The following is a 16,164-nucleotide window of genomic DNA, read 5'->3' as shown; positions in this document are numbered from 1 at the left end:
CTTAAATTGATGGATTACTTGCTTTGTTGTTTCTTTATTCTACGCTTAAATTAAAAGGAAATAAAATGGAGCAAGTATGCGCGGTTTTTTGTTAGCTCTATTACTGGTGATTAATACTGTTCTTTGGGCTGATGAGTTAGTTGGTTTTGCAGCATTTGAAAATGGCGACTATACCACAGCCTACCCACATTTAATGCAGGCTGCCAAAGAGGGCAATGAGGAAGCTATGTATTTATTGGGACGCATGTATCAATATGGATATGGGGTGACAACTAACTATGAAGAAGCCAGAAATTGGTATCAAAAAGCAGCTGATAAAAATAATGCATTGGCTCAATTAAGCTTGGGATTTATGTACGATACAGGTAAGGGTGTATCACAGGATTTTGCAGAAGCTTTCAAATGGTACATGAAGGCAGCAGAGCAAGGGAATCCCATTGCACAAAGAAATATAGGATTAATGTATGCTACAGGAGATGGTGTAGCTGCCAGCGATGACAAAGCATTTATCTGGTTTAAAAAGGCGGCAGAACAGGGCTATAGCAAGGCACAAGTGAATTTGGGCTATCAGTACATGATGGGTAAAGGAACTCCAAAAGATGTAAAAAAGGCATTTGAATGGTACCAAAAAGCCGCAGAGCAGGGAGATGAAAAGGGTGAGTACAGTCTGGGTTTACTGTATACAGGACAGGAGGGTGGAATTAGTGCGGATGATAAAGCTGCCTTTTACTGGTTTTCTCAAGCAGCCAATCATGGGCATGTCAATGCACAAACTTATTTGGCTTACTACTACCTTAAAGGGTATGGCGTAGATGCTGATCCTGTGAAAGCAGCTTATTGGTATCAATCCGCAGCAGAAAAAGGACAACCAGAAGCACAAGCCCAATTAGGACAATTGTTATTGACGGGTACAGGTGTTGATAAAGATTATCAACAGGCAGCTTATTGGTTTGGAAAGTCAGCACATCAGGGAAATCCTGTAGGTCAAGCCAAGCTGGGGTATATGTATTTAGCAGGATTAGGAGTCAACAAGAGTTTGGTTAAAGCTTATGCCTGGTTAAAAATTGCTGCTGAAAATAAAAATGAGGAAGCTGCAAAGCAACTTAAATCTTTGGAAGCCAAGTTGACTGAACAAGAAAAATTGGAAGCAGAGAAAATGATCAAGGATTTGGGACCGTTGGAAAGTAAAGAGAACTATGAGGATTAGTCCCTAGTGTTTCTCTTTATAGTTAATAAAATAAGTAACAATTTTATGTTTTATTAATAAATTTTGAATGGTGGATTTTAGTTTTTTGCATTAGTTTCACAAATTTATCAGCTTTAACAGGTAAGCCATAGAGAAAACCTTGTACTTCATCACAACCATGTTGATGCATAAAAAATGCTTTATCAATCGTGTCAACTCCTTCTGCCAATACTTTGAGTTCGAGGCTATGGGCCATGGCAATAATTGCTTCAACTATAGACGCATCATTTGGATTAGTGGTGCAGTTTTGGATAAAGGAACGATCAATTTTAAGTTTATTGACAGGGAAAGTCTTTAAATAACTTAAGTTAGAGTAGCCTGTACCAAAATCGTCAATGGCCATTTTAATGCCTAATTTGGAAATTTTTATTAAAGTCGAATCAATGGGTGTTGATTTTTGCATCATAGTGCTTTCTGTGAATTCAATTTCTAAATACTGAGGATCTAATCTGGATTCTTTTAATACAGATTCTGCAATCTCGATAAAATTGCCATTTTTTAACTGTCTCCATGAGACATTAACAGAAATACTAATATGCGGTAAGCCCATAAGTTGCCAGGTTTTATTTTGAATGCAGGCATGTCTTAACACCCACTCCCCAACCTGGCTAATTACCCCGGTTTCTTCAGCAATAGGAATAAATTCATCCGGAGTGAGGAGTCCTATCGCAGGATGTCCCCAGCGTATCAGAGCTTCAGCACCCACTAATTCACCGCTGCGTAAATTATAGATGGGTTGATATAGAATAAAAAATTCATTATTTTTAAGTGCATTGTGTATCTGTGTTTGTAATTCCAGGCGTTTGAGCGATTGTTGATTGATCGAATTATTATAAAATTGGAAATTATTGCGTCCTTCCTTTTTAGCCAAGTACATTGCAGTGTCGGAATTTTTGAGTAAGGTGTTTGCATCAAGTCCATCTTTCGGGAAAAGGCTAATCCCGATACTTGTCGTAACTATGACTTCCTGGGTAGGCAATTTGATAGGTTGCGCAACAGATTTTAAAATGTTTTGCGCTACTAAAACAACGTCTTTAGGTTCGGTGGTCATCAATAACAAGACAAACTCATCACCACCAAATCGAGCGACTGTATCGCTATGACGTATACATCCTTTAAGACGCATGGAAAATTCATACAATAATATATCACCGGCATCATGGCCTAAACTGTCATTAATTAACTTAAAATTATCAATATCCAAAAATAATACCGATAATGTGGTATTTAATCGTTTACAGTAATTAATCGCATGATCCAGACGATCGTAAAGGGCTGTACGATTAGGTAAACCAGTTAGAAAATCATGATTGGCTTGATAGGCTAATCTGGTTCTTAAGGTCACATCTCTAAAACTCCAAACACGCCCTATAATTTTATTATCTAACCAATGGGGTTGTGAGTACCTTTCAAAAATTTTACCGTCTTTGAAGTGTAACTCATCAAAGCTTTCTTGATTTAGATTATTATATAGTTCTTTGATTTGATTTATAAAATTTTCCGGATTTTTAAGCTGATTCAATACATATTGAATTGTTTCTGAATCATTATGGCTGTCAACAAAACCTGGGGGAATGCCCCACATCTTGAGAAATTGCTGATTACAGTATTCTATATTACCTTTGAGATCAACAACCAAAATGCCATCAGCAGTTGACTCTAAAGTAGATTTGGTTAAAGCCAGTATCTTTTCTAATTCTTTGGTTCTATCTGTTACTTTTTTTTCTAAAATATTTTTAGTTGAATTTAAGTTAGAGATTTTAAAGCGCATTTTTAAGGTATTAACCAAAACCTTGTTTGAATAATATGAAATAAACAGCATAATCCCCATATAAATAATAGCGCAAAAACCCAGTAATAAATAAACTTGACCTTGTGCAAACAACCATAAAGTGAAAGGAGCAAAAGAGGTAATCAGAAATAAGAAATAGGATAATCTCACTGGTGAATAAAGTGAGTTGGCTGCTGCTGTAACTCCTGTAATAAGAAAAACAACAAAAATTTGATGTAATGTACTTGAGGTGGGAATCATTATTGAACTGGCAAACCCCCAGGCTAACCCAGAACTTACAACACCTAAGTTAAAAAGGAATAACCATTTTTTGGTTGAAAACAATATTGGTTGTTTATTGTAATAGAAGAGAAGCATACCCTTATAAAGATCTGAAAAAACATAAGTGAAAATCATCCAAAAAATAAGTAATCCATGATTTGTAACAGACCATAATGCAATAGGTAATATAGTTACTGCTAAAGCCTCACCTGATATAGCCATAGTAACTTGCTCAAAAAGCAGTTTAACCTGCTCCTTCTCAATTTCTGATTTTAATTTATAAGAAGTAGTATGGTTTTTCTTATTTCTACTTTGAATAATATTAATCATAAAAAGACAAGTAGTTAGCAAAATATTTACACATTGGTATATTAAAAGGTGATACGGCTATTAATGCAGATTCTTTTCCTCTTAGACAGATAGAAAATAAAATTAAGTTCATTGTGAAAACCTAATGAATTTGATGATATCTATTAGTATAGTAAATAATCTTATTGTATCAAAATATATCTATATAATAGAAGATGAAATCTTAGCAAGAGCTACATTTCCCAGAAACTAAAGGCGTATATTCCTGATAAAAATCAAAATTTGATGCCAATCCATTAATTAAAATGGAGATTATCATGTATTCATATGGTTTGGAGGTATTTGAGCTAAAGTCAAAAATTATTAATACTCTCCCTGATGACGCTTGTAATTAACTTACCTTTTCGGTCTCGGCTGCGTTTTAACAAAGAATAAACAACCAAACTAAACTCATCATTCTTTGCATAGGCAACGCTGAGATAATATTGACTTTGAATGGTTATTTGATCACTGGGAATATTGAATTTTTTTAATAGCTCATTGATCTCTTTCAGATCAGTGATGCCATGTTCCCCTCGGGCGGTTATTAATTCATTTGCTTGAGAGTCACTTAATCCATCGCCTAATGACATCAATATTTGTTTTGGGGCAGTATTAATATTGATGCTCGTTGATTCGGGCAAAGCGGTGATAAAAGGATCAAGGGCCAGATAGACAGGCGCACTCACATCTTGTATCAATCGAAATTCAGATTTACTTTTTATAAGTTGATGGCTGGGATAATAGGGAGGTTTCTGCGAGAGATAATAAGAGGTATAAAGATCTTCTCCACGGCCCAGATCATAAGCAAGCAACCAATGCTTTACCCCCAGAGCTATATTAGCACGTTCCCGGCTTGTTGCTTTTGAGTAGACGTGGCTTATTAGATGCATTAATGTTGGAATAGATTTTTTTTCAACCAGGTTATTGAGATTGAATCGCGCTTGTAAATCAAAAAGACCGCCACTTAATTGGACTTGATTATATATGGATTCCATGTTCTTAGGATATTGGGCTACCATCCCTAACTGATTGGTTTTTGAAAAGCGGTTGTTTTTATCAAGTAATTCGTTGAGAGCCCAGAAAGTGACTGCCTGAGAGGCGAGATATAGTTTATCCTGAGTAATCACTAGTCTTGTTCTATAAATATCCTGTTGTAATCGCGTACTCATGGCAGTAGCGACTATAGCGACCAATGTCATAATAAATAGGGCTGTTAAAAGGGCGCTTCCTTGTATTTTTAGAGTGGCGACAGATTTTGGGCGAGAGCTACTCATAGACATAGAGTGCTCCTGGTATGACAAAAAGCATGTTCATATCTCCCCAGTCCTTTAAGGTGAGATTCATTTGGATTGCTTTAGGGAGAGGTTCTCTTTGCTGATTTTGATTGACTGCCTGTTCTCGCCACTCGGAGAGAAGCTGTAAATTTTGATTTAAATAGTTGAAATGACATTCAGACAAATTATCCAGAAGTACTTTATCCTGATAAATATTTCTGTCAACAGGATCTAAAGTATTCCATGTGCGACGCAATAATTTGCTATCCTGGCAAACAAGTGCAATTCGTGCCAGGGTACTGCGTTTTTCAATGCTGTTTGGGTTTACTACGCCATCTCTGGTTAGTTCAAGATATTGAGACTGACCAACAAATATTGGAAACAGGCGCATTTCATTACCTCTTATAGCACGCTCCACTGTTTGGGAAGTATCTTGCTGAATGATACTTATTGCCAGTTGGAGTGCGTTTAAACGTTCAGCCTGCTCGCTAACTCGAGCTCGAGTATTGAATGCATAGTATAGGATTGAAGAGGTAATAGTAGCCAATATGGCAAAAACAGTAAGAGCAATTAATATCTCAATCAGTGTAAATCCTCTCTTTTTAATCATGGTAAATACCTGAATGCAATGAGTTCTTCTCGAAAGGGACCTATTTGTTTGGAACTGACTGAAATGGTTATCTGTTGCATTCGTTTTATAGGAGTCGCGCTAATTTTAGCTCTCCAGTACCACTTTTGACCTAGCATGGTGGTTACTTGCGTTGATTCCTGGCTTTGAGAAGTGCGGAGCAGATTTAACTGGATCATTGCAATACCTTGCATTGCTATCCAATGGCTGATCGTTTTTTCTTTGATTCTATGAGTGTTATCTGTATTTTGAGCAGTTGCTTTTAAAAGCGCTGTTAAAGCAATTGCAATAACGGTAAGAGCCAATAGGACTTCTATCAAAGTAAATCCGTAGCTTAATTTAGTTTTTGGTATCATTGAGATTTTGCCATGGTAAAATCCAAATCACCATTATGGTTGCCTGTGAGTTTGGCTATCCATTTTTCCTTATCTGTACCAAATTCTATCGTAAAAGGCGTCATGTCACCAGATGGTGCTATAATGATTGCAGGGTTCCCCCGGATACGTTTTTGATTCGTTTTAAGGTTAATCACAACGTTTTTGGGAAAATAACAGGGTTTAAAAATTCCTTTATTGGATATAGGATTCCATCCTGTCTTATCCTGAAACTTTAGAATTTGGTAACTGGTATTATCGATTTTTAACCCAAGGGTACTGGTTTCTAAAATGGCCTGTTGTTGAGCCAGACTTAAAGTATTTGCTAATTGTTCAGCTGAAAATTGTATACGTCTGCTTTCCCCGAAATCACCAAAAGCGATTAAGGCAAACCCCAAGGTTATACCTATAATCACTAGGACAATAAGAATTTCTATCAGGGTAAAACCCTTATGAGTGGTCATCCCAGTTACCAATCTCCGCATTAATCCCTGTTCCACCAGGTTGTCCTGCTGCTCCATAAGTAAATACATCGACGTCAGTATGTTGTCCTGGGTTTAAATAAAGATATTCTCTGCCCCATGGGTCTTTTGGCAATGATTTCAGATATTGTTTCCAATTATTTGGAACAGGATTGCTTGTTGGCTTTTCTACGAGGGCCATTAGACCTTGATCGGTTGACGGGTAAGAACCATTATCAAGTTTGTATAAATCGAGTGCATTTTGAATGGCTAAAACATCTTGTTTTGCTTTGACTTTGCGGGCTTCATCTGGTCTCCCCATGATTTTGGGAACAACGATAGATGCCAATATGCCTAAAATCACGACAACAACCATAATTTCGATCAAAGAAAAGCCTTTTTGTCGATTCACTTTGTGTACCTCTTAAAACTAAATGTTAAATTATAACACAAATAATGAGGCCTATGAATAGATTTAAACTGTAAATACACGCTGATAATCCTTAACTTTTTTAATCAAGCAACTAATTGTTCCATTGAAAAAATAGGCAATAAGGTCGCAAGTACAATAAATAAAACAACGGCACCCATTAAAAGAATAACCATGGGTTCTAATAAAGTTAAGGATGTTTCAATCAGTCGATTTACCTCATTATCTAAATGAGAGGCAGAACGTTCCATCATGTCTGAAAGTTGGCCACTCTTTTCACCGCTGGCTATCAGATGGATGGCCATAGGGCTAATAAATTTTGTTTCTTTGAGCGCCTCACTGATTCCACTTCCTTCTCGGACTCGCAGAGTAGCTAAATCGAAAGCTTGTCTCATGACGACATTGGTTACCAGACTTGAAGAAACACGCATGGTTTCAAGTACACTGACTCCTGCCGCAAATAGAATTCCAAAGGTGTGAATATATCGGGCAACATTAATTGTTTTAACCAGATAAGAAACGATAGGTAGTTTGAGCATGACTTGATGCCATGCTGTTTTAATTTTTATATTACTGAGGCTTTTTTTAAATCCAATCAGAGCCAGAATTATGGCCGCCAGAGTATATAAACCATAAGATTTGATAAATTGGCTTAAGTTAATAAGCAATTGCGTCATTGGTGGTAGTGTTTGCCCACTTTCGGTGAACACATCAATAATTTTAGGAACGACAAAAGTAAGTAAAAAACTGATAATGGCAGTAGAAACGATGATCATGAGTAATGGGTAAATCAAGGCTTGCTGGACTTTTTGTCGAGTTTTCTGTTGCTTTTCAGTATAATCGGCTAATTTTTCTAAAACGACATCAAGACGCCCTGTCTGCTCGCCTGAGCCTACTGTTGCCCGGTATAGTTCTGGGAAGGCATTGGGATATTGAGCCATTGCCTGAGCTAAACCATATCCTTCCAATACCTTAGATCGAACCCCGATGATAAGCTCTCTGACTTTGTCTTTTTCTGTTTGTTCACTGACTCCACGTAATGATTCTTCAACGGGGATACCTGCAGCTAAAAGTGTTGCCAGTTGTCTGGTCAGTAGAGCCAAATCAGCGGCAGAAACTTTACTTTTGCTGCTGGCGGCACGTTGCTGAGTTAAGGTTTGGACTTGAGTGGGAATTAGTCCTTGCTCTCGCAATAATTGACGCGCATGGCGTTCAGAATCAGCTTCTATCACGCCTTTACTGACATTGCCATTGACTTTTAGCGCTTGATATTGGTAGGCGCCCATATTATTTTTGTTAAAATTAAAACTATAGAGTGTAATCTATTGGGATTAATAAGTCACTTAAGGTAAACTATACGCGGACTATCCTGGAGACAAAAGATGACAAAAAATGTAGTGCTTGATGCAATCAAAGAACATGACGCCAAATTTGTGGATTTAAGATTTACAGATATCCGTGGAAAAGAGCAACACATTACCATACCTGTTTCAGCAGTTGATGATGATTTCCTTGAGAATGGAAAAATGATCGATGGCTCATCTTTTAAAGGTTGGCAGAAAATTCATCAATCAGATTTGGCTTTAGTGCCAGATTTATCTTCAATTCAGCTGGATCCATTTTTTCAAGATAATACTTTGTTTATACGATGTAATGTAGTTGATCCACAGACTATGATGGGTTACGACAGATGTCCGCGCTCAATTGCTCAACGTGCAGAAAATTATTTACAATCTACAGGGATTGCAGATGGTGTAAATTTTGGCCCGGAACCCGAGTTTTTTCTCTTTGATAACGTGCAATGGGAAACTACTATCAGCGGTTCATTTTATAAAATAGATTCGGATGAAGCACATTGGAACTCCGGTAAAGAAATGGAAGGCGGAAATATTGGACATAGACCACCATTGAAAGGCGGTTATTTCCCTGTTCCTCCGGTTGATTCATCTCATGATATTCGTTCAGCGATTTGTATTACATTGGAATCTTTAGGGATGGTCGTGGAAGCGCATCATCATGAAGTGGCTACAGCTAACCAGTGTGAAGTGGCTACCCGGTTTAATACCCTCACCAAAAAGGCGGACGAACTGCAAATTCTAAAATACGTGATACACAATGTTGCTCATAACTATGGAAAAACCGCTACCTTTATGCCAAAACCTTTGGTAGGAGATAATGGAAGCGGGATGCACTGTCATCAATCACTTTATAAAGATGGGTACAATCTGTTTTCTGGTGATCAATATTCTGGACTTTCTGAAACAGCTTTATACTACATAGGTGGGATAATTAAGCATGCCAGGGCTTTGAATGCTTTTACCAATCCATCGACTAACAGTTATAAAAGATTAGTTCCCGGATTTGAAGCGCCAGTATTGTTGGCTTATTCAGCAAGGAACCGTTCTGCTGCAATTCGCATTCCACATGTTAGTAATCCCAAGGCACGTCGAATCGAAGTACGTTTCCCTGATCCAACAGCTAACCCTTATCTTGCATTCTCTGCAATGATGATGGCGGGTATAGACGGCATTCAGAAGAAAATCTATCCTGGCCAGCCAATGGATAAAGACCTTTACGATTTACCACCTGAAGAGCTTGTTGATGTGCCTACTGTGTGTTCTTCATTAGAGATGGCAATGGATCATTTGCGGGCTGATCATGAGTTTTTGTTACAGGGAGATGTATTCAGTAGAGACTTTATTAATAACTATATTCAAATGAAAGAAGAGGAAATTACTAAAATCAGGAGCTTGACCCATCCTTATGAATTTGAGTTATATTATAGTCTCTAAGGAACTATATTCATGAATAAACTGGTACTATTCGTCTTTTTGATAATGACAGTTTGCCTTTCCAGTGCGCAAATTTACAAATGGACGGATAGCCAGGGTGTTGTGCATTTTAGTGACAAACCTCATGAAGGTGCTGAAAAAATAAAAATTCCTGAAGCTCAAAGCTATACACCACCTGCAAATGAAACAGGTGGTTCTTCTGACCAAGAACAAGAAAATGTGAAACAGGAAGATCAGGAAAAATATACCAGGTTAGAAATTATTCAGCCACAAAATGAAGCAACAATTCGTAATAATCAGGGTTATGTTGTTGTTGCAGTTCAAATAGAACCTGATTTGTCTCCAGGGGATAATTTGCAGCTTGTTTTTGATGGAGCACCTTTAGGGGATCCACAGCCCAATTTGGTTTTTCAATTGAATGGTATTTATCGAGGATCTCATACTATTGCTGTTCAAGTTCTTAACGAAAAAGGGGATGTGCTTAAAGTCAGCGACAGTATTACAATCTTCATGCACAATCCTCGTGTAGGTATGGGCAAGGGTAGAAAGAAAAACATCAATTCTAATTAATAGAGCAGGTTATGTATGCTAACTTTGTTATCGCCAGCCAAGAAATTATTATCCATATCAAAACCTTATCCTAAAGAAACGAGTAATCCTTTATTACTCGATAAAGCGCTGCAATTGGTTAAAATAATGAAGTCAAAATCTGTAGAGCAAATTGCAGATTTAATGGATTTATCAAGACAACTTGCTGAATTAAACTATGAAAGATATCAAGATTTTAATCTTAAAAATAACCCAATGAACCACTCTTATCCCGCTTTATTTTTATTTCAGGGTGATGTGTATCAGGGACTGAATGCTAGTTCATGGAAAGACGAAGAAATCGAATACGCTCAACCCCATTTGGGAATTTTGTCAGGGTTGTACGGATTTTTAAGGCCTTTGGACAGGATCCAACCTTACAGGCTGGAGATGGGCGTTAATTTAGAAAATCCGGCAGGCAGGACTCTCTATGCTTTTTGGAGCGAAACTGTTACTAATACTTTAAATCAAATACTGGCAAAGCAAAATAATCCTGTCCTTATTAACCTGGCTTCAACTGAGTATTTCAAGGTGGTGGATGAGAAAAAATTGAGTTATCCCATTGTAACCATCAATTTTTATGAACAAAAAAATAGTGAATTAAAAATGATTGGTATCCTTGCTAAAAAAGCAAGAGGAATGATGGCAAAGTATATAATGCAGAATAGAATAGACTCCCTGGAACAAATTAAAGAGTTTTCTGAGTCAGGTTATTTATTTGATAAAGAAACTTCCAATCCAAATTGTTTGAATTTTATTCGAGTCCATTAAATTATTAAAAAGGTATTTGATGTGGAATTTGTCCAGTCGGGTGCATACTCTTAATCATTTTCCCACGCAAGGTGTAGAGTGCTATGTTAAGCGAGATGATGAATTAGGTTGTGGCATAAGTGGAACAAAGATAAGAAAATACAGCAGCTTAATCCCATTTCTAAAAATTAAGGGAATTCGACATCTCATTATTATTGCGGGTGCTCAATCCAATAATTTATTAGCTGCTCTTCAGGTGGCAAGAGAATGTCAATTGAAAGTGACTGCCTTTCTAATAAAACCCAAACATTTAAAAATCCAAGGTAATTTTAAATTAAGCCTTCTTTTTCTTCATGAGAATGAAATTATCTGGGTAAATCGGGAAGAATGGCATCGAGTCAATGAATTCGCTGAGCAGTATCTTAAGGGACTCAGGGAAACCGCTTATATTTTATATGAAGGTGCCAATGTTCCCGAATCCATGAAGGGGGCAATGTCGCTTGCCAACGATATCAAGGAAAATGAAAGGGTTTTGGGATTTGCTTTTGATCATATCTTTGTTGATGCAGGTACAGGTTTTTCAGCAATTGCTCTCATTAAAGGTTTTAATGAATTACAGCATAAAGGGATTATTCATGTGCTATTGTTGGCGGATAGTGAGGGGGTTTTTAAGAAAAAACTCGTGCATTGGTCAGAGGTAAATCCTGATAACTATACTTGTTTTTACCCAACCACAGCGAAATCGTTTGGATCTGTAAATCAAACAATTAAAAAGGAAATCAAACGATTGGCTTACGAAGAAGGTATTTTGACTGATCCAATTTACTCTGCAAAATTATTCTATGAAGCCAGAAAATACATAGAAAAATACCAATTAAAAGGAAAGATATTAATTGTACATTCTGGTGGAGTTTTAACTGTGCCTGGTTTTGATTTTTAGAAATAATCCTGTTTCTTGGCAAAGATGTAATTTCTGAACGATCACTTTTTCCTGACTGTAAAATAAAGTTAATCAAGAGTTTTCAGAATATTTAGAGACAGAGTGTTTATAAATATTCCTATATCGATTATCTACTATACTTATTCAATACGAAAATATAAATCATTATTTTTAAGAACGGTCAACTTGCATGGGAGACAGATATTATGAAAGCAAGAAGGAGTGACGAACTTTCCAAATTGCGAATGAGATTTTTTTCAGCGCTTAATCATACATCTGAAATTGACTTGCATACACTCTTTGATAACCTGAAATCAAATCTTACACTTGGAAGCATCGAGCATCTCCAGGAAGGCTCTGTTACGTATGCAATCATTCAAGAACTCTTGAAAGGGGAGGATGCTCAAAAAAAGATTGAATCTTTTTTAAAAGGGGCAATCAAGAATGTTATTCACCCAGGTGTTATTAAAGGGCTTACCCCTGATGAAATCAATTGGAATGTTGCCAAAAAGCATACCCCCGGAATATTACGAGCATGAGAAACTGCCTGATGTGACTTTTGGTGGCTTTAAAGTACGTGATAGTAATGAATTTAAATTTAAGACGAACGTACAAACCTCAATATGGTTCAGCATCAAACCTGAACTTTTTATGCCTTCTAAACAACAGGAAGCGTTAAAAAGAAGGAGGGAACAATACCCCGTTTGTGAAATTAGATTAATTTATTCCAGTTCATTACTAAATCCAGAAGCAAGCCGACAAATGAAGGTATTTGCCAAGAAACAAAATATTTCATTAATTGATATCGATAGTGTTAAAACCGATTCACCACTCTATCCATTGATAAAAGCTGAACTTGCTAACCTGGGAATGGGAGGAAATCCCGCTGCCGCCTCCGATTTGTGTCGCTAGATCCCTGAGTTATTCAATGAAGGATTTTATGTAGATATTGATCTCCCTGTTGATAGTTCAAAAATAGTAGAAGGACATCAAATTACAGGAGGAGTTCCAATCATGCTCAATATGGGCTCCATTATCAGTGAACACATAGCACCACATCATCGAAGGCAAGAAGCAGTTTGTATGAATACGGACATTATTGCTTATTCCAATGATAAAAGAACTCAAAAAATGATGGATACGGTTGCCCTCCATTTAAAAAATATATACGATGAGCCTTATACTGCATTAAAAGACACACCACTCGCACAAACGGCTTTTTTTAATAGATGCAAAGAGGAAGGGAAAAATATATTTGAATTAAGAAAAGGATTACAAGATGCTTTTCGATCCGATTCTTTATTGGAGTTATATGATTTTTTAGGGGCTACAAAATTTAAAGAAGTATTTAAATTAAAAGAAACTCAAATCAAATATATTGACGATCACATTAGTGAATTTAATGAGCATGATCTCTTGTTACACTTAATATCTGATAATCCTTCTGAAATTAATCAACATACTCTTGATTTTGGCCGAGCTAAAGTGATGTATATGGATATTGCTAAAGAGCACTATTCTGCATTCTACAAACCATTGGTTGAAGAGATTTCAGGTTCAGGTGCCATTTATAATGCTTTAGGCGGAGTGAGCAACTTCACTACCACTCATAGGCGGTCAACGGGACCTATGTTGCCAACAACCCCACCACGTGTTTTATAGGTATTTTGTGATGCGCATGACAAGGGTCCTTTTGTTTCAGATAATATTGCGCGTTGGCAAACCAATGTCCGAGAGCTGGGCGTGTTGAATCGAGAGGGTTTGAGTTGGTTGCCTTCAGTAGGGTAGCTTAATTTCAACACACAAATTTTGAATATTGTCTCAAGCATTAGCAATATGGATAATCACCAATAGATAAAAGACTTTATTGGTGATTGGTGTTTTTTTGCTGGTTTTCTCCTTTTTTAGCACTATCCCCTTGAAATTCAATAGATCAACCCTATATGAGAAGGTAATTATTACGAACACAACTATTAACGGGGAGATTGTTTAATGGTTAGCAAGCAGCAAACTATGGGATTTCAAACAGAAGTAAAGCAAATGCTTCATTTGGTTGTGCATTCTCTATATAGTAACAAAGAGATTTTTCTTAGAGAATTAATTTCTAATGCTTCTGATGCCTTGGACAAGTTACGATTTTTAGCTTTATCAAACGGTTCATTGTTTGAAAATGATTCTGATTTGAAAATTAGCATCCAGATTAATGAAAAGCTTCAAACCATTACCATCAGCGATAATGGGATTGGTCTGAGTTGGGAAGAGGCAGTAGAAAATTTGGGGACAATTGCAAAATCCGGAACAAAAGAATTTATTAGCCAATTAACTGGTGAACAGGCAAAAGATTCTCAACTAATAGGACAATTTGGAGTGGGTTTTTATTCCGCGTTTATCGTTGCTGATAAAGTAACAGTTAAAAGTCGCCGCGCCGGATTACAACCTGAGGATGGAATTATATGGGAGTCTAAGGGTGATGGTGAATTTACTATAGGATATGAAAAAAAATCGACCCGTGGTACAGAAATTACTTTGCACTTAAAACCTGAAAACGACGAGTTTTTAAGTGATTGGCGTATTCGCGGTATTATTAGTAAATACTCTGATCATATCTGTTGGCCCATTGTGATGAAAAAACCTTCAGAGGAAGGCAAGGAATCCAAAGAGTTTGAAACAGTAAATAAAGCGACAGCACTTTGGACACTACAGAAATCTGAAATTAGCGAAGAAGATTATAAGCAATTATATAAACATATTTCTCATGATTACATGGATCCCTTAACCTGGTCTCACAACCATGTTGAAGGAAAGCATGAGTACATTACTTTGCTTTACATACCAGCCCATGCCCCATTTGATTTATGGCAGCATGAAGTCAAACATGGACTTAAGCTTTATGTAAAGCGTGTATTTATTATGGATGAAGCGACACAATTTTTACCCCGATATTTACGATTTGTAAAAGGGATTGTGGATGCCAGCGACTTGCCACTTAATATTTCTCGCGAAATTTTACAGGATAACAAGCAAGTCGAATCTATCCGTTCGGCATGCACCAAGCGCGTTTTATCAATGCTTGAAAAAATGGCTTCCAATGATAAAGAAACCTACCAGAAGTTTTGGAATGAATTCGGACTTGTGTTGAAAGAGGGACCTATTGAGGATTTCGCTAATAAGGACGCGATAGCCAAGTTGCTTCGTTTTTCTACTACAGCAAGCGGTAGTGAGAAACAAGAAGTATCGCTTGAGGAATATATTAGTCGTATGAAAGAAGGGCAGGATAAAATTTATTATATTACCGCATCGAGCTACAATGCTGCTAAAAATAGCCCTCATTTGGAAATATTCAGGAAAAAAGGAATAGAGGTATTATTGCTCAGTGATAAAGTCGATGAATGGCTTGTTGGTTATATGAATGAATTCGCAGGCAAAAAACTGCAATCTATTTCAAAAGGCAAGATTGAATTGGGGGATGATGAAACTTCCGAACAAATTAAAGAACAGGAAAAAACCTTGGAGCCATTGATTAAGCACATTAAATCAGTTCTCAATGATCGGGTTAAAGATGTATTGCTGACTAATCGTCTTACTGATTCTCCTGCTTGTGTCGTTGCTGATGAGCAAGACATGGGATTGGAAATGCAAAGAATTTTGCAAGCTGCGGGTCAACAGATTCCAGTGAGCAAACCTATTTTTGAAATTAATCCAGATCATGCCTTGATTAAGCGTTTACACGATATTCAGGATGACAACCAATTTGAATTATGGGTCACTATGTTGTTTGAACAAGCTGTGTTGGCAGAAGGAGGCCAATTGGATAATCCCGCTGATTTTGTGAATCGGGTTAACAGACTCCTGGTTTCATCCTAGATTTCTATAGGGCTTGCAAGCAATCCCGGATTAGGTAAAGTCATTATCCGGGATGAGTTGAACATAAAATAAAAAGGCTCAAAATGAGCCTTTTTATTTTTAAATTTCCCTTACTCTTCAGTTAAGCGAAAATATTTGGTACCGAAATATCTTTGTAATTTCTTTCTGATTGTACCACGACTAATACCCAACATCTTGGCTGCTTGTAATTGATTTCCACGACGTTTTTCCATTACAGCTTGTAATAGAGGTGGCTCAACTTCTGACAGGATCATATCATAGAGATCATTAATTGATTTGGATTTATTTTCAGCAAGAAAGCGGGTAACCAAACTGTAAACTAAATCCTGTAAACCTTGTTCTTGTTTAGTGGATTGAGTTGTAGCTTGTGTATCAATGACATTCATCTTAAC

15 protein-coding genes and 1 pseudogene are annotated in these 16,164 nt (G+C 37.0%); 8 read left to right on the top strand and 8 right to left on the bottom strand.

Annotated elements, in window-relative coordinates; genetic code table 11:
- Window positions 1–76 precede the first annotated feature (76 nt).
- Entirely contained in the window at window positions 77–1,207 is a 1,131-nt protein-coding gene (locus CC34_RS0101895) for a tetratricopeptide repeat protein (RefSeq protein WP_027226869.1), read from the top strand.
- A gap of 43 nt (window positions 1,208–1,250) precedes the next feature.
- On the opposite strand, the gene CC34_RS0101890 is transcribed toward CC34_RS0101895, so the two are convergent.
- The 7 genes from CC34_RS0101890 to lspF all read right to left on the bottom strand — a co-directional run bounded on the left by CC34_RS0101890 (window position 1,251) and on the right by lspF (window position 8,103).
- Complete coding sequence (locus CC34_RS0101890; RefSeq protein ID WP_028378534.1) at window positions 1,251–3,629, bottom strand: sensor domain-containing protein; 2,379 nt, start codon at window positions 3,627–3,629, stop codon at window positions 1,251–1,253.
- Window positions 3,630–3,961: 332 nt separating this feature from the next.
- Window positions 3,962–4,930 carry a GspK family T2SS minor pseudopilin variant LspK gene (gene lspK, locus CC34_RS0101885; protein WP_028378535.1) on the bottom strand — a complete coding sequence of 323 codons (969 nt, stop codon included), beginning with the start codon at window positions 4,928–4,930 and terminating at the stop codon, window positions 3,962–3,964.
- Window positions 4,917–5,534: a GspJ family T2SS minor pseudopilin variant LspJ gene (lspJ, locus tag CC34_RS0101880; RefSeq protein WP_027226872.1), complete on the bottom strand. Its 618-nt coding sequence runs from the start codon at window positions 5,532–5,534 to the stop codon at window positions 4,917–4,919. The genes lspK and lspJ overlap by 14 nt, the downstream gene beginning before the upstream one ends.
- Window positions 5,531–5,908, bottom strand: coding sequence for a GspI family T2SS minor pseudopilin variant LspI (gene lspI, locus CC34_RS0101875; RefSeq protein ID WP_027226873.1), 378 nt, complete (start codon window positions 5,906–5,908; stop codon window positions 5,531–5,533). Before lspI ends, lspJ begins: the two co-directional genes overlap by 4 nt.
- Window positions 5,905–6,390 carry a GspH family T2SS minor pseudopilin variant LspH gene (gene lspH / locus CC34_RS0101870; RefSeq protein ID WP_027226874.1) on the bottom strand — a complete coding sequence of 162 codons (486 nt, stop codon included), beginning with the start codon at window positions 6,388–6,390 and terminating at the stop codon, window positions 5,905–5,907. Before lspH ends, lspI begins: the two co-directional genes overlap by 4 nt.
- Window positions 6,377–6,799 carry a GspG family T2SS major pseudopilin variant LspG gene (gene lspG / locus CC34_RS0101865; RefSeq protein WP_027226875.1) on the bottom strand — a complete coding sequence of 141 codons (423 nt, stop codon included), beginning with the start codon at window positions 6,797–6,799 and terminating at the stop codon, window positions 6,377–6,379. The genes lspH and lspG overlap by 14 nt, the downstream gene beginning before the upstream one ends.
- A gap of 104 nt (window positions 6,800–6,903) precedes the next feature.
- Window positions 6,904–8,103, bottom strand: a complete 1,200-nt coding sequence (lspF, locus tag CC34_RS0101860) for a GspF family T2SS innner membrane protein variant LspF (protein ID WP_027226876.1) — start codon at window positions 8,101–8,103, stop codon at window positions 6,904–6,906.
- 96 nt (window positions 8,104–8,199) lie between these two features.
- Between lspF and glnA the strand changes: the two genes are divergently transcribed.
- The 7 genes and pseudogenes from glnA (at window position 8,200) to htpG (ending at window position 15,751) form a co-directional block, all read left to right on the top strand.
- Window positions 8,200–9,609, top strand: a complete 1,410-nt coding sequence (gene glnA, locus CC34_RS0101855) for a type I glutamate--ammonia ligase (RefSeq protein WP_027226877.1) — start codon at window positions 8,200–8,202, stop codon at window positions 9,607–9,609.
- 12 nt (window positions 9,610–9,621) lie between these two features.
- Window positions 9,622–10,179: a DUF4124 domain-containing protein gene (locus CC34_RS0101850; RefSeq protein ID WP_027226878.1), complete on the top strand. Its 558-nt coding sequence runs from the start codon at window positions 9,622–9,624 to the stop codon at window positions 10,177–10,179.
- Between the two features lie 15 nt (window positions 10,180–10,194).
- On the top strand, window positions 10,195–10,968 hold the full coding sequence (gene yaaA / locus CC34_RS0101845; protein WP_027226879.1) for a peroxide stress protein YaaA: 774 nt from the start codon (window positions 10,195–10,197) through the stop codon (window positions 10,966–10,968).
- 19 nt (window positions 10,969–10,987) lie between these two features.
- A complete protein-coding gene (locus CC34_RS0101840; RefSeq protein ID WP_028378536.1) occupies window positions 10,988–11,887 on the top strand; it encodes a pyridoxal-phosphate dependent enzyme in 900 nt (299 codons plus the stop codon).
- 206 nt (window positions 11,888–12,093) lie between these two features.
- Window positions 12,094–12,426, top strand: coding sequence for a hypothetical protein (locus CC34_RS1000000117275; RefSeq protein ID WP_229309754.1), 333 nt, complete (start codon window positions 12,094–12,096; stop codon window positions 12,424–12,426).
- Window positions 12,332–13,675: pseudogene (locus tag CC34_RS01000000116085) on the top strand (glycosyltransferase family 88 protein). The gene CC34_RS1000000117275 and the pseudogene CC34_RS01000000116085 overlap by 95 nt, the downstream one beginning before the upstream one ends.
- A 204-nt stretch (window positions 13,676–13,879) precedes the next feature.
- Window positions 13,880–15,751, top strand: coding sequence for a molecular chaperone HtpG (htpG, locus tag CC34_RS0101830; RefSeq protein WP_028378537.1), 1,872 nt, complete (start codon window positions 13,880–13,882; stop codon window positions 15,749–15,751).
- A gap of 110 nt (window positions 15,752–15,861) precedes the next feature.
- Here htpG and CC34_RS0101825 read toward each other — a convergent pair whose 3' ends face one another.
- Window positions 15,862–16,158 (bottom strand): helix-turn-helix domain-containing protein, encoded by a 297-nt coding sequence (locus CC34_RS0101825; protein WP_010947100.1) that lies wholly within the window; start codon window positions 16,156–16,158, stop codon window positions 15,862–15,864.
- Between the last annotated feature and the right edge of the window lie 6 nt (window positions 16,159–16,164).

This window comes from Legionella pneumophila subsp. fraseri (genome assembly GCF_000586315.1).
Taxonomy (GTDB): Bacteria; Pseudomonadota; Gammaproteobacteria; order Legionellales; family Legionellaceae; genus Legionella; species Legionella pneumophila_B.
This window is presented reverse-complemented; position numbering and strand designations above follow the sequence as displayed.